15 protein-coding genes are annotated in these 18537 nt (G+C 73.3%); 8 read left to right on the plus strand and 7 right to left on the minus strand.

The window, feature by feature from the left end; genetic code table 11:
* Positions 1–28: 28 nt before the first annotated feature.
* From KF840_11310 to KF840_11320, 3 genes are read right to left on the minus strand one after another with little or no spacing between them, the layout of a single operon-like run.
* Positions 29–970, minus strand: coding sequence for a glycosyltransferase family 92 protein (locus tag KF840_11310; GenBank protein MBX3025481.1), 942 nt, complete (start codon positions 968–970; stop codon positions 29–31).
* Between the two features lie 7 nt (positions 971–977).
* Positions 978–2042 (minus strand): glycosyltransferase, encoded by a 1065-nt coding sequence (locus tag KF840_11315; GenBank protein ID MBX3025482.1) that lies wholly within the window; start codon positions 2040–2042, stop codon positions 978–980.
* Positions 2042–3412 (minus strand): coproporphyrinogen III oxidase family protein, encoded by a 1371-nt coding sequence (locus KF840_11320; protein MBX3025483.1) that lies wholly within the window; start codon positions 3410–3412, stop codon positions 2042–2044. The genes KF840_11315 and KF840_11320 overlap by 1 nt, the downstream gene beginning before the upstream one ends.
* Positions 3413–3530: 118 nt before the next feature.
* Between KF840_11320 and KF840_11325 the strand changes: the two genes are divergently transcribed.
* Entirely contained in the window at positions 3531–4508 is a 978-nt protein-coding gene (locus tag KF840_11325; GenBank protein MBX3025484.1) for a hypothetical protein, read from the plus strand.
* Positions 4509–4565: 57 nt separating this feature from the next.
* Here the strand turns inward: KF840_11325 and KF840_11330 are convergent, their stop codons facing one another.
* The gene (locus tag KF840_11330; GenBank protein MBX3025485.1) at positions 4566–5660 is read right to left on the minus strand and encodes a zinc-binding dehydrogenase; all 1095 of its coding nucleotides are present in this window, start codon (positions 5658–5660) and stop codon (positions 4566–4568) included.
* Between the two features lie 145 nt (positions 5661–5805).
* Between KF840_11330 and KF840_11335 the strand changes: the two genes are divergently transcribed.
* The 3 genes from KF840_11335 to KF840_11345 all read left to right on the plus strand — a co-directional run bounded on the left by KF840_11335 (position 5806) and on the right by KF840_11345 (position 9125).
* Complete coding sequence (locus tag KF840_11335; protein ID MBX3025486.1) at positions 5806–6576, plus strand: transcriptional regulator; 771 nt, start codon at positions 5806–5808, stop codon at positions 6574–6576.
* The gene (locus tag KF840_11340) at positions 6573–7667 is read left to right on the plus strand and encodes an acyl-CoA dehydrogenase family protein (GenBank protein ID MBX3025487.1); all 1095 of its coding nucleotides are present in this window, start codon (positions 6573–6575) and stop codon (positions 7665–7667) included. The genes KF840_11335 and KF840_11340 overlap by 4 nt, the downstream gene beginning before the upstream one ends.
* A 285-nt stretch (positions 7668–7952) precedes the next feature.
* Entirely contained in the window at positions 7953–9125 is a 1173-nt protein-coding gene (locus KF840_11345) for an acyl-CoA dehydrogenase family protein (protein ID MBX3025488.1), read from the plus strand.
* A 61-nt stretch (positions 9126–9186) separates the two neighbouring features.
* Here KF840_11345 and KF840_11350 read toward each other — a convergent pair whose 3' ends face one another.
* Positions 9187–9681 carry a pyridoxamine 5'-phosphate oxidase family protein gene (locus KF840_11350; GenBank protein ID MBX3025489.1) on the minus strand — a complete coding sequence of 165 codons (495 nt, stop codon included), beginning with the start codon at positions 9679–9681 and terminating at the stop codon, positions 9187–9189.
* A gap of 119 nt (positions 9682–9800) precedes the next feature.
* Here KF840_11350 and KF840_11355 point away from each other — a divergent pair, with 119 nt between their 5' ends.
* Positions 9801–10403 carry a glutathione S-transferase family protein gene (locus KF840_11355; protein MBX3025490.1) on the plus strand — a complete coding sequence of 201 codons (603 nt, stop codon included), beginning with the start codon at positions 9801–9803 and terminating at the stop codon, positions 10401–10403.
* A 4-nt stretch (positions 10404–10407) separates the two neighbouring features.
* Here the strand turns inward: KF840_11355 and ispH are convergent, their stop codons facing one another.
* Positions 10408–11370, minus strand: coding sequence for a 4-hydroxy-3-methylbut-2-enyl diphosphate reductase (ispH, locus tag KF840_11360; GenBank protein ID MBX3025491.1), 963 nt, complete (start codon positions 11368–11370; stop codon positions 10408–10410).
* 167 nt (positions 11371–11537) lie between these two features.
* Between ispH and KF840_11365 the strand changes: the two genes are divergently transcribed.
* The 3 genes from KF840_11365 (at position 11538) to KF840_11375 (ending at position 14950) form a co-directional block, all read left to right on the plus strand.
* Entirely contained in the window at positions 11538–12779 is a 1242-nt protein-coding gene (locus tag KF840_11365; protein MBX3025492.1) for an ISNCY family transposase, read from the plus strand.
* 178 nt (positions 12780–12957) lie between these two features.
* Positions 12958–13473 (plus strand): GNAT family N-acetyltransferase, encoded by a 516-nt coding sequence (locus KF840_11370; GenBank protein ID MBX3025493.1) that lies wholly within the window; start codon positions 12958–12960, stop codon positions 13471–13473.
* Positions 13474–13477: 4 nt separating this feature from the next.
* Positions 13478–14950 carry a potassium/proton antiporter gene (locus tag KF840_11375; protein ID MBX3025494.1) on the plus strand — a complete coding sequence of 491 codons (1473 nt, stop codon included), beginning with the start codon at positions 13478–13480 and terminating at the stop codon, positions 14948–14950.
* Positions 14951–14980: 30 nt separating this feature from the next.
* Here the strand turns inward: KF840_11375 and KF840_11380 are convergent, their stop codons facing one another.
* A complete protein-coding gene (locus KF840_11380; GenBank protein MBX3025495.1) occupies positions 14981–18469 on the minus strand; it encodes an AAA family ATPase in 3489 nt (1162 codons plus the stop codon).
* Positions 18470–18537 lie beyond the last annotated feature (68 nt).

Below are 18537 nucleotides of genomic sequence, written 5' to 3' on the forward strand. Positions count from 1 at the left end.
GGATGCCAGACGCGGGCGCCGCTCCGGATCACGAAAGCGGACCGGAGGGATGCGGCGGGCTCGCCCCCGCGGACGCCACGGAAGGATCGGCCGCCGGTCCTCGTCCCAGGTGCGGGAGATAGCGCGACAGGATCGGATCGAAGACCTCGTTGCGATCGTGGTAGGCGAAGTAGTCGACGCCGTCGTAGCGCCCCTTCCCCTCCATCTTGCGCGCCTTGCGTTCGAACTCTTGGCGCGATTTGACGGGGTAGTGGTTGATCCGCAGGTGATCGACCGACACGTGCCGGCTGGTGATGTCCGTCGCCGCCCACGGATCGACGTAGCGCAGCGCCGGGCCGAGCAGGCGGTAGAAGCGCCGCAGCCGCTTCTTGAACCGGGCGCGCGCCACCAGATCGACGGACGCACCGGTCTCGTCGACCGCCAGGCCGCCGCCGGCGTAGCGGAAGCAGTGCGGATTCACCGGCTCCAGCGTCCGCGCCGGGTCGACGATCGACTTGACGCGGCGGTTGCGGATCCACTGCGTCGGAGCGCGCCGGTCGAAGCGGGCGATGACCGGCTCGTCGCTGGCGTGCTGATGGCCGCTGGAACCGTAGACCTGCCAGCGGACGACGACGCCCGGCGCCCGCTCGAAGCGCCGCAGCACCGGCGGCAGCGTCGGCTCCTGGGGCGCGAAGAGGAACTCGTCGATGTCGATGCAGGTCAGCCAGCGGGTGCGGCCGCGCACCCGGGTCAGGCAGTCGGCATAGGCCAGGCGCGCGGCGGGCAGGCGGAAGGGCATCGGCCACGGCTGCACGCTGACGCAGCCGGCGGCGATGTAGGGAGCGAGCACGGCCAGCGACGCGTCGTCACTGCCGTTGTCGTAGAGGAAGAAGCGCTCGACGCCGACCAGGCGATGGAAGTCGATCCACTCCGCCAGGTAGGGCGCCTCGTTGCGGAAGATGGCGCAGGCGGCGAGATAGCATTCCGGCATCGCCGGCTCAGACCCGGAAGCGGCGCCCCATCGCCTCGGGGCTCAGGTGCGTCAGCACGCCGCCCAGCGCCGAGAGGCCGTAGTAGCCGCCGCAGATCGCCAGCATGACCGGCAGCTCCCACGCCCGGAGACCGACGCGCCGCCCGTGGCGCGCCGCGCGGTGGACGACCCGCCCCAGGCGCCGCAGCGCCTCCGCCTGGCTGTGCGCGAGGCCGGCGAGGGTTCGCGCGTCATCGTCGGCGCGCGCCAGGTAGGTATCGCGCCCCTCGGCGAGGGCGCGGATGACGAAGTGGCGGAGATTCGCCGGCGGAGGATGCGCGACGGAGGCGCGGGGATTCTGCCAGACGCAGGTGCCGTGCTGCGCCAACGTCCGCCTCATGATGGTTCCCGCGCCGCGGCTGCGCCGCCCCAACGAGGCGAACCCCGCCGCCGGAAAGGCGGCGGCGCGGAAGGCGATCGAGTTGAAGTAGAACGTCCGCACCGTGCGCAGCGCGTCCGCGTCGTCGCGCGGCGGATAACGCCAGCCGAGCGCGAAGGCGCGGGCGAAGACGCCGGTCGGCGCGATGTAGGTCTGGGCGCAGGCGACGTCGACCTCGCGGCGCGCGAAGGCGCCGACCAGGTGCGGCAGCCAGTCGTCGTCGGGCCACACGTCGCTGTCCAGGAACAGCAGCAGGTCGCCGCCGGCGCGGCGCGCGCCCAGGTTCTTGAGCGGGTAGTACTCCAGCCCCTCGGCGACGTGGACCGCGACGTCGACGCCGTCGCCGAGACGGGCGCGGATCTCCGCCTCCAGCGCGGCGCCGAGCACCTCGCCCGAGACGACCAGCACCTCGGCGCGCGGCGCGAGCCCGGCGAGGAAGCCGGCGGCGTCCGCCGGCAGCGAGGCCGGGAAGCGTCGATCGACGATCTGCCGCCATTGGACGCGCACGACGTCGAGCAGGCGCCAGGCGCGCGGCACGCCGTTCAGGCGCGTGTTCGCCCACTCGATGATGATGGAGAGCCGCGGCCGGCGGTCCGCGTCCCTGGCGGTCAGGCCCTGCTCCGCCGCCGACCGATCGGGGAGCGCGGCGGCCATCAGCTCGCCGCTGCGCTCGGCTCGATCGGCGGTCGCACGAGCGCGGACTGCCGCGCCCGCAGCCAGTCCTGCGCCCGCGGCGGATAGAAGCAGAGCGCCACCAGATCGTAGACCAACGTGCCGAGCTCGCTCATCGTCAGGTGCTCGCCGTCGTCGACGATCAGATCCGCGTCCCTGAGCCGAGCCAGCACCGGGGCGAAATCGTCCTCGATCGGCTGTCCGAAGGCGCGCGCGTAGAGGGCGCGGCTGAGCGGCTTGCCGTCGCCGAGGCTGCGGCCGATGAACTGCGTCTTGCGGTCCTCGTCCGCCAGCGGCAGGGCCCCCTCGACCGGGCTGCGGCCGCTCTCGACGCGCTCGAGGTATGTCTCGAGCCGCGAGGCGTTGCGATACGCCGTGCCGCCGAGATGCGAGCGGGCGCTCATGCCGACGCCGAGTTGGTACCCCCAACCGTTGGGCTGGAAGTGCTCCAGGCGCTCGTGCCGCGCGCCGATCGAGTCGAGGCGCTTGAAGGTGTGCATGCGCGTCTGCGCGAAGCCGAGCTCGCGAGCCTTGCGCTTCACCGCGCCGCGCCAGCGGATCAGCCGCGCCAGGGCGAGGCGTTCCGTCTCGTGCAGGGCCTTGGCGACCGGCGTCCGGTCGTTGAGATGGAGACTGTAGATCGTCAGCGAGTGCACGCCGGTGGCCGCCACCGTCTCCATGTCGGCGAGGAAGCTCGCCTCGGTCTGCCGGGGCAGGCCGTAGATGAGGTCGGTGTTGGTGATCAGCCCGGCGTCGACCAGGCGTTCGCAGGCGGCGAGGGCGTCGGCCGCGCCGTGGCGGCGGTGGACGCCCTCGAGCACGGCGTCGTCGAGGCTCTGGATCCCCATGCTGACGCGCCCGATGCCGTGCCGGCGCAGGACGTCGATGTGTGCCGCGGTGAGGGTCTCGGGCGAGGCCTCGACGGTGTGGACGCCATCGCCGAAGCGCGTCGTGCGCGCGAAGATCGCGCCCAGCAGCTCGTCGAGCAACGGCGGCGGCAGCGCCGTCGGCGTGCCGCCGCCGATGAACAGTTGCGCCAGCGGCGTCCCCGGCTCGATCCACTCCAGCTCGCGCTGCAGGGCGCGCACGTAGCGCGCCATGGTGCCGTCCGCGACGCCAGTGCGCACCGCGAAGCAGCAGAAGGTGCAGTGGTAGCGGCAGAACGGAACGTGGGCGTAGAGGCGCAAGCGGTCGCCGTCGAGCGGCGGCCGCTCCGCCATCGGCTCCGGCCTGAACGCCGGCGCCGCGCCGGGATACTCGTGCGGGACGCAGTAGGCAGCGCCGGGAACGCCGGCCAGCGCCCGCATCACCCGTTCGAGCGTCTCGGCGCTCGGCTCCTCGACGGCAGGCATCCCCGGCAACCCGTCGGCCTCATATCCGCTGTCACCAGGCCGAGCAAGGAGCACCGCGACCGATCGACGGCTTTACCGCGCCCGCGGCGGCGCGTAGAGCGAGGCGGGTTGAGCGGCGATGAACGGCGCGGCACGGGGAAACGCCCCGCAACGCCTGTGGGCGATCAGCAGCTACTTCAATCCCCTGGGCTGGACCCGCCGCCTCGCCAACTATCGTCACTTCCGCCGCCACCTGCCGCTGCCGCTGCTGACCGTCGAGCTGGCGCGCGACCCGGCGCGATTCCAGCTCGGACCGGGCGACGCCGACCGCCTGCTCCAGCGCACCGGCGAGGATCGGCTGTGGCAGAAAGAGCGCCTGCTCAACGTGGCGCTGCGGGCGCTGCCGGCGGAGTGCGACGCCGTCGTCTGGCTCGACTGCGACGTCGTGCTCGACGCCCCCGACTGGCCGCGCCGGGTCGCCGAGGCGCTGACCCGCCACACGCTCATCCAGCCCTTCGCCCGCTTCCGCGAAGCGCCGCCAGACGCCGCGGCGTGGGACGGCGGGGCGAGCGCGGGCTGGCCTGGCGGCGAGGCGCTCGGACGACGGCTCGCCGCCGGCGCGCCGGTCGACGAGCTGTTCCGGCGCGGCGTCGGCCATCGCCTGGCGCGCGGCCACGCGGTGGGATTCGCCTGGGCGGCGCGCCGCGCCCTGCTCGACCGGCACGGACTGTACGACGGCTGCATCCTCGGCAGCGGCGACAAGGCGATGGCGATCGCCGCCCTCGGCCGCTTCGACCTCCTCGACCGGCTGGCGATGAATGCGCGCCAGACGATGCACTTCCGCGCCTGGGCCGATCCGTTCTTCGCCGACGTCGGCGGCGACATCGGCTGCGCCGACGCCACCCTCGTCCATCTCTGGCACGGCGACCTGAAGGCGCGCCGCTACCGCCGCCGCCACGAGGAGTTCAGTCGCTTCGGCTTCGATCCCTTCGCCGACATCGCCGTCGACCCGCAGGGCGCCTGGCGCTGGACGACGACCAACGCGGAGATGCGCGCCTACGTCGCCGACTACTTCGCCGCCCGCAACGAGGACGGCGAGCCGGCCGACGCCGACTGACGCAGGAAAGCTTCATTTCGGCATGGAGGGCCGCGCTCCCGCGCGGCCGTCGCCGCGTCAGGGGAGCAGGCAGGAGTGGATGCTCGCCGGTCCTTCGACCTCGCCCGCGAGGGTGCGGATCGCCAGCTCGGCCTGCGCCAGCGGGAAGTCGTGGGTGTGCATCCTCGCCAGCGGCACGCGCCCCGATTCGATCAGCGCGATCGCCTGCTCGTAGGCGCGCGCGGTGACGCCGAACGCGCCTGTGATGGTGATCTCCTTCACCACGATGAAGTCGCTGACGAAGTCGGGCACCGGCTTGAAGCCCTTCACGCCCGCCAGCACGACGGTGCCGCCGGGCCTGACGTAGCGCAGCGCCTCGGCGACCGGCTCGGTGGCGTTCGCCGACACCTCGACGACGATGTCGACGCCGCGCCCGCCGGTCGCCTCGCGCACCCGGGCGCCGACGTCCTCCTGCTCGACGTCGATCACGTGGTCGGCGCCGAGCTCGCGCGCCAGCGCCAGCTTCGGCGCGTCGCGCGTCAGGCCCGTCACCAGGATCGTGCCGGCGCCGGCGGCGCGCGCGGCGATGACGCTGGTCAGGCCGCGCTGGCCGGGACCGAGGATCAGCAGCGAGTCGCCCGGCCGGGTGTTCGGGATCTCCACCGCCCAGCGGAAGCCGGCGCCGAGCGGGTTGTACATCACCGCGATGCTCGCCGGGACGTCGCGCCGGACCGGGTGCACGATCGAGCCGGCGTCGAGGTGCATGTAGTCGGCGTAGCCGCCCCACAGGCCGGGCGGCGTGGCGAGCGGCACGTAACCGTGCCCGAACAGGCCGCCGCGCCCGCGGCACAACTGATAGGCGCCGGCGCGGCAGTCGCGGCAGGCGCCGCACGGGATCAGCGACTCGACCGCCACCCGATCGCCGACGTCCACCTGCCACCGCCGCGCGGCGCGATCGCCGATGCGCTCGATGATCCCCAGCGGCTCGTGGCCGGGAATCACCGGCAGCCGCACCGGCAGCACGCCGGCGTACTGCTCGGCATCGCTGCCGCAGATGCCGCACGCCTCGACGCGCAGCAGCGCCGTATCGTCGGTGAGCTCGGGCAGCGGCAGCTCCCGCATCTCGAGCTGGCGCGGCCCGGTCTGCACGACGGCGCGGCTGGTCCTCGGCATGCCCCGAGGTGAAAGCACAGCCGATGGCGCAAAGACCACCCCGGGGCGCGGCACCCACTGGGCGCCGGGACCGGGCAGCAGACAGGCACGCAGCCCCGAGATATCACTTGAATACTGATCGAGTGCTGCGATAGGTATTCGTGCCATGCCCAAGCGGGAAGTCGCGACGCGGGGGTCGATCCTGGCCCCGGGCCAGATCTTCTGCCCGGTCGGGCGGGCGCTGGACGTGATCGGCGACCGCTGGACGCTGGGGCTGATCCGCCATCTGCTCGGCGGGCCGCTCGGCTTCCAGGAGCTGCGGGCGCGCACCGGCATCGCGCCGCGGGTCCTGGCGATGCGGCTGCGGGCCCTGGCCAAGCGCGGCTTCGTCAGCCGCGCCGATGGCGCCCGGGCGCCCTACGTCCTCACCGAACGCGGCCGCACCCTCGAGCCGGTGATCACGGCGATGGCGCGCTGGTACCTGCGCGACGGCCTCGACGAGCTGCAGGTCGATGCCAACCGCTTCAGTGGCACCTCGGCGCGCTCGGTGTTGGAATCGCTGCCGTTCCTGCTGCGCGAGGAGCGCGCCGCCGGCGTCGACCTCACCTTCGAGATCCGCCTCACCGGGCTCGGCGGCGGCGTCTGGACGGTGCGCATCCACGACGGCGCCTGCACGGTGCGCGAGGGCTTCGCCGAGCGGGCCGACGTCCGCTACACCGCCGAGGCGCGCGTCTGGTGCGGCGTCGCCCTCGGCCTCAGCGACGCCAAGGCCGTGCACCGCGACGGCCTGATGAGCAAGGACGGCGGCCGCGAGGCGCTCGACTTCTACTTCCATCAGATCAACCGCCGCCGCGACGGCGCGGCGTCATCCCCAGCAGCGCAGCGCCAGTCCCGCGCCCGTGGCGCGGCCGCGCCGCGACGAGGAGTCCCTGCATGATCTCGTTCGCCATGAGCGATGAACAGGAGGCAGCGCGCGACAGCATGCGCGGCTTCGCCGCCGCGGCGCTGCGCCCCCACGCGCGCGCCTGCGACGAGGCGTCGGCCATTCCCGAGGCGTTCTACGCCCAGGCCTGGGAGCTCGGGCTCACCGCGACGCAGTTGCCGGAAGCCGCCGGTGGCTACGGCGCGCCGCGCTCGCCGGTGAGCAACGCCATCGTGCTCGAGGAGCTCGCCTACGGCGACGCGACGCTCGCCCTCGCGGCGGTGGCGCCGTCCCTGTTCGCCTATGCCATCGCCGACCAGGGCAGCGCGGCGCAGCGCCAGCGCTACCTGCCGGCGTTCTGCGGCACGCGCTACCAGGCGGCCTCGCTGGCGGTGAACGAGCCGCACCCGGCGTCGACCGCCTGGCAGCCGCGCACCCGCGCCGAGCGCGACGGCGCCGGCTGGGTGCTGCGCGGCCGCAAGTGCTTCGTGCCGCTCGGCGACCGCGCCAGCCACTTCCTGGTCGTGGCGCGCGCCGGCGACGCGCTCGACGCCTTCATCGTGCCGCGCGACGCCGCCGGGCTGGCGATCGGCGACATCGAGAAGAACCTCGGCCTCAAGGCGCTGCCGACCGTGAGCCTCGAGCTCGACGGCGTGCGCGTGCCGCAGGAGGACCGCCTCGGCGAACAGGACGGCTGCGACGTGACGCGGCTGCTCAATCAGTCGCGGGTGGCGGTGGCGGCGATCCTCAACGGCCTCTCGCGCGCCGTCCTCGACTACTGCGTGCCCTACGCCAAGGAGCGCGTCGCCTTCGACGAGCCGATCGCGCGCAAGCAGTCGATCGCCTTCCGCCTCGCCGAGATGCAGATGGAGGTCGAGTCGATGCGCTGGCTGATCTGGAAGGCGGCGAGCCAGCTCGAGCGCGGACTCGACGCCACCCGCAGCGCCCACCTCGCCCGCGCCTACGCGGCGGAGAAGGCGATGTGGATCTCCGACAACGGCATCCAGGTGCTCGGCGGCCACGGATTCATCCGCGAGCACCCGGTCGAGATGTGGTACCGCAACGCCCGCACCCTCGGCGTGCTGGAGGGGCTCGCGGCGGTGTGAAACCGGAGCACAGATGAACGCGGACGCCCCCTGATGAACACCGATCCCCACCCCACCCCTATCTCTTCGCGGAGCGGCAGGCGGGGTTCGTGTTCACCGTTGGCGCTCGCTGAATCAGAGAACACCGATGGACACGGACCCCACTCGCCGCCCCCCGATGAACACTGAACCCCACCCCAGCCATTTTCTTCTCGGGGCAGTGGCGGGGCTGGGTTCGTGGTCATCGGGGGGCGGGGTGTGGGGTTCGTGTTCATCGGTGGCTCTGCACATGATCGGAGGATCCAGATGATCGATCTCACCCTCTCCCCCAACGACGAACAGGTGCTGCGCGCGGTGCGCGAGGAGGCCCTGATCGCCCGCCGCTACGCCCGCTACTACGACGAGAACGAGCACGAGTTTCCGCCCGATCAGTTGCCGGAGGCGAAGGATCACCCGAGCTTCATGACCCGCATGGGCCACCGCGGCGACGGCGACGCCGGCATGGCGGTGTTGTCGATGCTGATCGCCATGGGCCAGACCTGGGGCGACTACTCGGTGCGCCTGCGCCGTCAGGAGCGCGGCCTCGGCAACTCGGCGCTGCAGGCCGCCGGGACCGACGAGCAGAAGGCGAAATGGGGCCACCTCACGCTGGCGATGGCGATCACCGAGCCGGGCTGCGGCTCCGATCCCTCGCTGGTGCGCACCAGCGCGCGCCTCGACGGCGATCACTGGGTGCTGAACGGCGAGAAGATCTTCGTCACCACCGGCTGCCGCGCCGAGGGCGTCGTCGTCTGGGCGACCGTCGACAAGGCGGCCGGCCGCGGCGGCATCAAATCCTTCCTCGTCCTCAAGGGCACGCCCGGCTTCATCGTCGCCCACAAGGAGAAGAAGCTCGGCATCCGCGCCGACGACACCGCCGCCTACGTCTTCCAGGACTGCCGCATCCCGCGCGACCAGTTGCTGGGCGGCGACGAGCAGGTGCACCGCGAGAGCTCGGGCGGTTTCAAGGGCGTGATGAAGACCTTCAACATGACGCGCCCGGCGGTGGCCGCGATCGGCCTCGGCATGGCCGAGGCGGCGATCGACTTCACCCGCGACGCGCTGCGCGAGGCGGGCTTCGCCATCACCTATGGCCCGACCCTGGCGGCACAGCCGGCGCCGGTGGAGCGGCTGATGCGCCTCGAGGCGCTGCTCGAAGCGGCGCAACTGGCGACCATCCGCGCCGCCTGGCTCGCCGACCAGGGCCAGCCGAACAACATGGAGGCGTCGATCGCCAAGGCCAAGGCGGGCGGCGCGGTGCGCGAGATCACCCAGGGCTGCATCGAGATCCTCGGCCCGATGGGCGTCTCCCGCGACCACCTGCTGGAGAAGTGGTTCCGCGACGTGCGCATCACCGACATCTACGAGGGCACGGGCGAGATCCAGCGCCTGATCATCGCCCGCACCCTGCTCGGCTACTCGCGCAAGGAGCTGAAGTGAGGCGCGCGCCCGCCGGTCCGTGCGGCCTGCCACCCGGCCCGTGGGCGGGCGCGGCGCCGACTCACGCCGGCGTCCTCTCGGGCGGCGCGGCCGCCTCGAGGGTCACCACGTAGGCCTTCGTCTTGCCCTCGGCGACGCGGCTGCTGCGCGGCTTGAAGAAGCCCGCCCAGGCGATCCAGTACTTCTCGGCATAGGCCGCGCCCATCTGGTCGATGAGCGCGGCGTCGGTCGTCGGCTGCGCCCGGCCCTGGACGAAAGGCCCGTCCTCGGCCCCCACCCAGATGTAGAGCGGGCTGCCGGCGGCGATGCGCTTCGCCTTCCAGGCGGTGGGCGAGGTGGTGAAGAACAGCGTGCCGTCGCCGCGATAGTAGAACCAGATCGGCGCCACCGCGCTGAGCGAGCCGTCGCGCCGGCGGGTCGCGACGTAGATCAGATCCGACGCCCGCAGCGCCGCCTCGGTCGCCGGCGGCAACGCCGCGCCGCGGCCCGCGCGCGGCCACAGCAGCCAGGCGACGGCGCCGGCCGCGATCTTCAGCATGTCACGTCGGTCCATCATGGACGCCCCTCCCGGTGCCGCGCATAGCAGACGGCGGTGGCGGCACGAACCGCGATGACGCGCGGCACTTCCGCCGCGCCGCCGCCGGTGCTAACGCCTCGCGCCAGGGAGGATCGCCGATGATCACGCTCTACCACTCGCCGCGCTCGCGCTCGGTGCGGCCGCGCTGGCTGCTCGAGGAAATCGGCGCCGACTACGAGTTGGTCACCGTCGACCTCGGCGGAACGCGCTCGGAGGCGCACCGGCGCGCGCACCCGCACGGCCAGGTGCCGGCGCTGGTCGACGGCGACCTGGCGTTGATCGAATCGGCGGCGATCTGCCTCCATCTCGCCGACAAGTTCCCCGCCGCCAACCTGGCGCCGCCGGTCGGGACGGCGGAGCGCGCGCGCTACTACCAGTGGGTGGTGTACGCGATCGCCACGCTCGAGCCGCCGGTGCTGCAGGTCTTCATGCACACGCTTCAGCTTCCGGAGGCGGAGCGGTCGGCGGCGCAGGCCGCGGCCGGCCGGGCCCGCTTCGCCGAGGTCGGCCAGGTGATCGCCGATGCCCTGGCCGGCGGCCCCTACCTGCTTGGCGAGCACTTCACCGCCGCCGACGTGATGATCGGCTCGACGCTCGCCTGGGCGTCGTTGATGGGATTGCTGGACGAGCAGCCGGCGCTCGGCGCGTACGTCGAGCGCCTCGTGCAACGGCCGGGGTACCAGCGCGCCCAGGCCGATTGAGGGCTCAGGCGGGCGGGCGCGAGGCGGTGGGCAGGATGCCCTCGCGCAGCCCGCGCGGCAGCGGAAACACGACGTGCTCGACGGCGGTGGTGACGTCGCGCAGGCGCCCGAAGCCGAGGCCGCGCAGGTGGTCGATCGCCGCCGACACCAGCTCCTCAGGCGTCGACGCGCCGGCCGTCAGCCCGACGGCGCGGGCCGGCGCCAACCAGGCGGGATCGATCGCGGCGGGATCCTCGATCAGGTGCGCCGTCGTGCCGGCGTTGCGCGCCACCTCGACCAGGCGGTTGGCGTTGCTCGAGGTCGGCGAGCCGATGACCAACACCAGATCGGTCTGGCGCGCCAACTCCTTCACCGCCGTCTGCCGGTTCTGCGTCGCGTAGCAGATGTCGTCCTTGGCCGGCAGGCACACCGCCGGGAAGCGGGCGCGGATGGCCTCGACGATGTCGCGCGTGTCGTCCACCGACAGCGTGGTCTGGGTGACCACGGCGACCCGCCGCGGGTCCGTCACCGCGACGGTCGCGACGTCGGCGGCGGTCTCGACCAGGTGCATGCGCTGCGGCGCGTGGCCGAGGGTGCCGATCACCTCGACGTGTCCGCGATGCCCGACGACGAGGATGTCGTATCCCTCGCGCGCGTAGCGCAGGGCCTCGACGTGCACCTTGGTCACCAACGGACAGGTCGCGTCGATGACCCGCAACCGCCGCGCCGCCGCCTCGGCGCGCACTGCCGGCGACACCCCGTGGGCGCTGAAGATCAGCACGCTGCCCTCCGGGACCTCGGCGAGATCGTCGACGAACACCGCGCCGCGCCCGCGCAGGCGCTCGACGACGTGCCGGTTGTGCACGATCTCGTGCCGCACGTAGATCGGCGGCGCCTGCTGGTCGAGCACCAGGTCGACGATCTCGATGGCGTGCGAGACGCCGGCGCAGAAGCCGCGCGGGCTGGCGACCACGATCTCGCGCTCCATGGCGCGACGCTGCCACGTCGCCGTCCGGCTCACAAGTAGGCCGGCGGCGCGTGTAGGCAGCACTCAAGATGTCCGGGGGTATAAGCACTCAAGAATGTCCGCCTTAACCGGCTACCGGCTCGGGGATGGTGTCCCTGGAGCGAGCGGTGGCGAGAGAGGTGAAGGCGATGACCAGACGCGAAGTGATCCTGCGAGCGATCGCGCGGGAGCTCACGTGGGTGCAAGCAGCCGATATCTGCGGCATGAGCGCGCGCCAGATGCGGCGGCTCAAGCGCGAGGTGGAGCGCCGGGGATTCGATGCGGTGCTCGACCAGCGCGGGCGCACGCCGCGGCGGCAGCGCATTGCAGTGGCCACGCTGGAGGAGATCTGTCGGCTCAAGCGCGAGGAATACCCGGACTACAGCGTCCAGCACTTCTGGGAGCAGCTGAGCGCGAGGCACGGCGTGGCGGTGTCGTACACGTGGACGAAGCTGACGTTGCAGGCCGCCGGGTTGGCCCCGACAGGGGGGGCGCGGGGGAGGTATCGGCGGCGCCGTGAGCGGCGGGCGCTGCGCGGGCAGATGGTGCACTTGGATGCGTCGCGGCACGACTGGCTGCCCGGGCTGCCGCCGCAGGATCTGGTGGTGGCGCTCGACGATGCCGACAGCCGGATGCTCTACGCCGCGTTCGTGCCCGAAGAGGGGACCGCATCCACCTTCGCGGCCGTGGCGCACATCCTGCGCACCTATGGCCGCTTCGCCGAGCTCTACACCGACCGCGGCAGCCACTTCTGCCATACGCCCACGGCCGGGGGCGGCGCCACCACGGAGCATCAGGGCGAGGTGAGCCGGGCCCTGAAGGTGCTCGGCATTCGGCAGATTCTCGCCTACTCCCCGCAAGCGCGCGGCCGCAGTGAGCGCGCCTTCGGGACGGTGCAGGGCCGCTTGCCGGCCGAGCTCCGCCACGCCGGCATCACCAGCTATGCGGCGGCCAATCGCTATCTGGCCGAGGTGTTCGTCCCCGACTTCAACGCCCGCTTCACCGTCGCCCCGGCGCAGACCGGCAGTGCCTTCATTCCGGTGGTCGGAGTCGATCTCGAGTTGCTGCTGTCCGTACAGCATGCGCGCACGGTGCAAAACGACAGCACCGTGTCGTTCCGGCGCCTCGCCCTCCAACTCCCGCGCACCGGCGACCGAGCGCACTACGTCCGCTGCCCGGTGCTGGTGCACGAGTTTCCCGATGGGCGCTTCGGGGTGAGTTACCAAGGCCGGCTCCTCGCGCGCTACGAACCCGACGGCACCGCGCTCGCCACCCCGCCGCCGCGCGCCGCCACCCCCCGCCGCGGTGCCCGGCTCGGTTCCGGCCCGCACCGCCCACCCCGGCGCACCCCCACCGCCCCAGGCCGCCCCGCGTCCCTTCCGCGGGCCTGAATGGCATCCACGAACAGCGGACATTCTTCAAAGCTAATGACCCGGACTTTTCAAAGTGTCAGCGACAGTAGGCCGGCGGCGCGGCCTTGACCCGCTCGCCGCGCGGCCGTAGTGCGCGGCCATGAACGCGCGCGCGCCGCGGCGGCCCGCCCCCGCCGTCGGGTTGTGAGGAGCCGGGGTGCGTCTCGACCTCGGCGACTACTGCGTGCGCCCGTTCACCGCCGACGACGCGGCGGCGATCGCCCGCTACGCCAACAATCGGGCCGTGTGGATCACCCTGCGCGATCGCTTTCCGCACCCCTACACGCTGGCCGACGCGGCGGCGTTTCTCGCCGCCGCCACCGCCCAGCAACCGGCGGCCGACTTCGCCATCGCCAGCCAACGGGAGGCGATCGGCGGCATCGGCCTGCAGCGGCAGAGCGACGTCCACCGCCTGAGCGCCGAGATCGGCTACTGGCTCGGCGAGCCGTACTGGGGCCGCGGCATCGCGACCCGGGCGGTGCGCGCCGTCACCGAGTGGGCGTTCGCCACCAGCGCGCTCGAGCGGGTGTTCGCCTGCGTCTTCGCCACCAACCCGGCCTCGGCGCGCGTCCTGACCAACGCCGGCTACCAGTTCGAGGGGCGGCTGCGGCGCGCCGTGGTCAAGGACGGGCGGATCCTCGATCAGTTGGTCTACGCGGCGCTGCGGCCCTGATCGCATGCGGGTCATCGACTTCATCGGCATCGCGCTGGCGATGGGCGGCGTGCTGCTGCTCGTCAGCTCGCTGCTGAGCCGGATCGGCAACCGGATCGGATTGCCCGTCAGCCTGCTGTTTCTCGCCATCGGCATGGTGGCCGGCTCCGACGGGCCGGGCGGCATCTGGTTCGACCGCTTCGACATCGCCTATGCCTGCGGCACCGCGGCCCTGGTGATGATCCTGTTCGCCGGCGGTCTCAACACCCGCGTCCGCGACGTGCGGCTGGCCGTCGCGCCGGCGGCGGTCCTCGCCACGGTCGGCGTCGTCGGCATCGCGGCGCTGACCGCGGCCGGCGCCCACTGGCTCGGGCTCACCTGGCCGGAGGCGCTGTTGATCGGCGCCATCGTCTCCTCGACCGACGCGGCCGCGGTGTTCGCGGTGCTCGAGGGGGTGCCGCTGCGGCGGCGGGTCGCCCGCACCATCGAGTTGGAGAGCGGCCTCAACGATCCGGTGGCGGTGATCCTCACCACCGCGGCGACCCTGAACCTCGCCGGCGAAGCGCCGGCGGCGTGGACGCTCGCCACCGGCATCGTGCTGCAGCTCATCCTCGGTCTCGCGCTCGGCGTGTCGGTCGGCGCGCTCGGCCGCTGGTTGTTGCGCCACGTCCGCCTGTCCACGCCGGCGCTGCTGCCGACGGTGACCGTGGCGGTGGCGATGATCGCCTACGGGGTCGCCACCGAGCTCGGGGGCAGCGGCTTCCTCGCCGTCTACGTCGCCGGCATCGCGATCGGCAATGGGGACCTGCCGCACCAGGTGACGCTGCAGCGCTTCCACGAGTCCTTCGCCTGGCTCGCCCAGGTGGCGATGTTCCTCATGCTCGGTCTGCTGGTGTTTCCTTCCGAGCTGCCAACGGTCGCCGGCCTCGGGCTGCTGCTGGCCCTCTTCCTGGCGATCGTCGCCCGGCCGGTCGTCGTCGCCGTCTGCCTGCTGCCATTTCGCTTCCAGTGGCGCGAGATCCTCTGCATCGCCTGGTTGGGACTGCGCGGCGCGGTGCCCATCATCCTCGCCACGGTGCCGGTGCTGATGCTCGGCACGCCGCACGCCCCGGAGCGCGACCTGCTGGACGAGTTCGACCTGGTGTTCTTCGTCGTCGTCATCGGCTCGTTCATTCCCGGCATGACGGTGCGCTGGTTGCCGCGTCTGTTGCGCCTCGAGGAGCCGGTCGCGCCCGAGCCGGCGGCGTCGATCGACATCACCACCAGCGCCCCGATGCGCGAGGCGCAGCGGACGTTCTTCATCGCGCCGTCGTCGCCGGCGGCCGATCGCACCCTGAGCGAGCTGCCGCTGCCGCAGGACGTCACCGTCATGCTGATCGTCCGCGGCAGCGAGCTGATCGCGCCGCGCGGCACCACCCGCCTGAACGTCGGCGACCATGCCTTCGTCCTCTGCGCCCCGCACCGCCTCGCCGCGGTGGCGCGCATCTTCGAAGCCTAGGCCAGTCCAGCCGGGCGCGACGCGCGGGCCTCAGAACGTCCAGCGCACCGGCACCCGGGGATCCGGGTGGTAGGCGCAGAAGGCGCCGGTGCGGATGGTGGTATCGAAATAGAGGCCGAGGTCGCGATTGGCGGCGGCGATGCGGCGGATGGCGGAGCGGATCGCCCGCGTCACGTTGAGACGGGCGCGCTCGGCGCGGGTCGATCCCGGCCGCGCCCGGCCGTGCAGCCCGACGGCGCGCGCCAGCTCGCGCGACAGGAAGTCGATCTCGCGCCGCACCGCCTCGGCGCGCGCCGGATCGTTGAAGCGCTCCGCCTCGGCGAGCTGCTCGCGCAGGTCGCCGAGTTGGCTGCGATAGGCGGCGCGCGCCTGCTCGTCGAGCAGCGCGTGCGCGCCGGCCGCCTCGTCGACGGCGAGCCCCGCCTGCCGCGCCGCGGCCTCCTCCGTGCCGCCGGTTTCGACCGCCACGCCCTGCTCGGCGCCGGCGAGGAGCAGGGCGTGCACTTCGGCGCTCGGCTGTTGGAGGAGCGCGGCGAGGTAGCGCAGGCCGCTGGTGTCGCGCAGGCGGACGACGTCGCCGCCGATGCCGACGGTCCAGTACTCGCCCTCGCGGCGGAACTGGCCGTCCTGCGGCCCCGGCGGGCGGGCGGCGGGGCGCGCCCCGGCCTTGACCGGGAAGCGGAGCACGCGGCCGTTGGACCCATCACGCCCGGACGCCGGCCCGCCGCGGCCGCTCTCGGCCGCGGCGGCAACGGCGCCGCTGAGCGCCTCGCGCTGCGGCACCTCCAGGCGTTCGAGCGCCGTCAGGCGGCGGCTGATCAGCTCCATGCCCAGGCGCTCGGCGGCGGCGCGGGCGCGGCGCAGCAGCGGGTCGGCACGCGCCGTCTCGCCGCGCGCCCACAGGGCGGCGCCGTAGTCGCACTCGATGGCCGCCAGCCAGGCCGGCCCCTGGGCCCGCGTCGCCTCCTCGATGGCGTGGCGGAAGTGGCGCTCGGCGTCGTCCCACTGACCGAGGTGGGCGGCGAGGGTGCCGAGCGGGTGGGAGGCGGGACCGAAGATGACGTGCGGCCCGAGGCCCATGTTGCGGCCGGCGAACGGCAGCAACCCGCGGTAGAGGATGGCGGCGCGGCGGCCGTCGGCGAGCGCCAGCGCCAGCTCGGCGAGGTAGGGCAACAGCGGGTGCCAGACGTTGCGCCGCTGCAGGGCGACGAAATCGTCCGCCGCCAGCAGCTCGTACTCGCGGCGCGCGTCGGCCGCGCGCCCCAGATCGGCGTAGAGCACCGCCAGCAGGCAGCGCGCCGCCGGGATCGTCGGCGCCTGCTCGGCCCACAGGCGCGCCGTCGGCTCGATCTCCGCCAGGCGGCCCTGGGCGCGGCGGGCGACGAACACCTGGATGCCGGCGCTCATGAACGCGGCGCGATCGCCGATGCGCTGCCCGAACGCGAGCACCCGTTCGCTGTGGCTCACCACCTCCTCGAACTTGCCGGCCCAGAGCAGGCGCAGGCCGCGCAGGGCGCTGGCGAAACCGAGGAACTTGGGCGCTTGGCGCGCCTCGGCGAGGCGCGCGTAGGTCTCGTACTCGCGGTCGAAGCCGGTGACGTCGCCGACCTCCCACAGATCCATCAGCCGCCACGTGCGGCCCTGCAAGGCCGTCTCGGGCTCGCCGATCCGATCGGCGAGCCGCACCGCCTCGTCGGCCAGGGCCAGCCGTTCCTCCACTTCGGCGGAGTCCCAGGCGGCGAAGTGGCGGGCGTTGAGAACGTACGCCAGCGTCGCCAGGTCGGGGAGCCGGCGGGCCGCCGCGACCGCCGCCTGGCTGAGCGTCTCGCGGCGTTCGGCATCGGCGGAGAAGTGCAGTTCGACCGCCAGGCGGACGGCGACGCGCGGCCACAGTGGATCGGACTCCGGCAGTCCGCGCAGCGCCTCCTCGAGCAGAGCGACGTTCTCCGCGTCGACGACGCCGCGCGGCAGCCCGAAACCGAGCCCGGCGACGCCGAGGGCGGCGCGCGCCACCTCCTGCGCGCGGCCGAGCCGGCGCGCCTGCTCGGCGGCGGCGTGGAACGTCGCCCTGGCGCTGTCGTTGGCCCACGCCGCGGCCTGCATTTCCCCGAGCTGCAGTCGCAGCTCGAGCGCCGCCCCGGCATCGGGCGCGGCGAGCAGGGCGTGCGCCTGCAGCGCCCGCTCGAGATGGCGCACCGCGGCCTCGTAGGCGAGCATGTCGCCGGCGCGCGCGGCGGCGCGCACGTCGTAGGCGATCGCCTTCGCCGCCGCCTCGCTGGAGGCGGCGTGGGCGAAGTGATGGGCGAGCTCGTCGAGGTGCGGACCCAGGTCGGCGGCGTGCAGCCGTTCCAGCGCCTCGCCGACCCGTTGGTGCCAGGTCATGCGGGCGTCGCTCGACATCGCCTCGTAGAGCGCTTCGCGGGTGAGCGCGTGGGCGAAGCCGTAGCGCGGCACGGCGCCGCGCCGGCGGACGATCACCGCGGCGGCCTCGGCGGCGGCGAGCGCCTCGACGACGGCGCCGCCCTCGTCCTCGAGCGTCGCCCGCAGGGTGGCGAGATCGAACTCGCGGCCGATCACCGCCGCCGCTTCCAGGACGCGGACGCAGGCCGGCGGCAACGGCCGCAGGCGTTCGTGGATGGTGGCGCGGATGCTGCCCGGCAGGCGCAGGGTCAGCGTCGCCGGCAGGCGGCCGCCGCCCTCCGCCAGCAACAGGCGGACGATCTCGTCGACGAAGAACGGATTGCCGTCGGTCAGCGCGTGCAGGTGCTCGACCAGGCCGGGCGCCGGCTCGACGCCGGCGGCGGCGCGCACGAAGCGCGCCGTCTCGTCGCGAGCCCAACCGGCGAGGGGCAGGCGCACGCCGGCGCGGCCGATGCCGCCCAGCAGCCGGCTGTGGTCGGACTCCGGCGCGCCGCCGCCCTCGCGGCAGGTGCCGATGACGAGCAGGCGCGCGCCGTCCAGATCGCGAGCGACGAAGCTGAGCAGCCGCAGCGACGCGTCGTCCGCCGCCTGCAGGTCGTCGAGCAGCAGGACCAGCGGCATCGTCTCCGCCACCTGGCGGAGGAAGCGGGCGATGGCGTCGAAGAGCGGAAAGCGCGCGTGCTCGCTGTCGAGCCCCGGGGCCGCCGCCGGGCACGGCACCTCGGGCAGGCGCTCGCGCAGCTCCGGCAGCAGATGCGCGATCAGATCGGCGCGGGCGCCGAGCGCAGCGCGCAGGCGCGCGTCGTCGAGGCCGCGGGTGACGTGGCGCAGCAGCACGGTCCAGGGCCAGAACGCCGGCGCGCCCTCCCCCTCCCAGCAGCGCGCCCAGGAAACGCGCGCCGCGCCGGGATCGGTGCCGATCTGCAACTCGGTCGCCAGGCGCGTCTTGCCGATGCCGGCCTCGCCGACGATGAGGAACAGGCGGCCCCGCCCCTCGATCGCGTCGCGCAGACCGGCCTGCAATTCCGCCAACTCCCGCTCACGGCCGACGAACGCGCGACCCGAGGCGCCCGGCGTGGGCTCCAGATGACTGTTCACGCCGCCCGCGCCCTCCACCTGGCGATCCGCGTGCCGACGTTCCGCGCGCGGCCTCCCTCTCGCATCGT

Source organism: bacterium, assembly GCA_019637795.1.
Lineage (GTDB): Bacteria > Desulfobacterota > Binatia > HRBIN30 > CADEER01 > JAHBUY01.

What these genes read in the sequence shown, in the direction of transcription:
- KF840_11310 (MBX3025481.1), bottom strand. Translation starts at nt 970, where the DNA reads ATGCCGGAATGCTATCTCGCCGCCTGCGCCATCTTCCGCAACGAGGCG.
- KF840_11315 (MBX3025482.1), bottom strand. Translation starts at nt 2,042, where the DNA reads ATGGCCGCCGCGCTCCCCGATCGGTCGGCGGCGGAGCAGGGCCTGACC.
- KF840_11320 (MBX3025483.1), bottom strand. Translation starts at nt 3,412, where the DNA reads ATGCCTGCCGTCGAGGAGCCGAGCGCCGAGACGCTCGAACGGGTGATG.
- KF840_11325 (MBX3025484.1), top strand. Translation starts at nt 3,531, where the DNA reads ATGAACGGCGCGGCACGGGGAAACGCCCCGCAACGCCTGTGGGCGATC.
- KF840_11330 (MBX3025485.1), bottom strand. Translation starts at nt 5,660, where the DNA reads ATGCCGAGGACCAGCCGCGCCGTCGTGCAGACCGGGCCGCGCCAGCTC.
- KF840_11335 (MBX3025486.1), top strand. Translation starts at nt 5,806, where the DNA reads ATGCCCAAGCGGGAAGTCGCGACGCGGGGGTCGATCCTGGCCCCGGGC.
- KF840_11340 (MBX3025487.1), top strand. Translation starts at nt 6,573, where the DNA reads ATGATCTCGTTCGCCATGAGCGATGAACAGGAGGCAGCGCGCGACAGC.
- KF840_11345 (MBX3025488.1), top strand. Translation starts at nt 7,953, where the DNA reads ATGATCGATCTCACCCTCTCCCCCAACGACGAACAGGTGCTGCGCGCG.
- KF840_11350 (MBX3025489.1), bottom strand. Translation starts at nt 9,681, where the DNA reads ATGATGGACCGACGTGACATGCTGAAGATCGCGGCCGGCGCCGTCGCC.
- KF840_11355 (MBX3025490.1), top strand. Translation starts at nt 9,801, where the DNA reads ATGATCACGCTCTACCACTCGCCGCGCTCGCGCTCGGTGCGGCCGCGC.
- ispH (MBX3025491.1), bottom strand. Translation starts at nt 11,370, where the DNA reads ATGGAGCGCGAGATCGTGGTCGCCAGCCCGCGCGGCTTCTGCGCCGGC.
- KF840_11365 (MBX3025492.1), top strand. Translation starts at nt 11,538, where the DNA reads ATGACCAGACGCGAAGTGATCCTGCGAGCGATCGCGCGGGAGCTCACG.
- KF840_11375 (MBX3025494.1), top strand. Translation starts at nt 13,478, where the DNA reads ATGCGGGTCATCGACTTCATCGGCATCGCGCTGGCGATGGGCGGCGTG.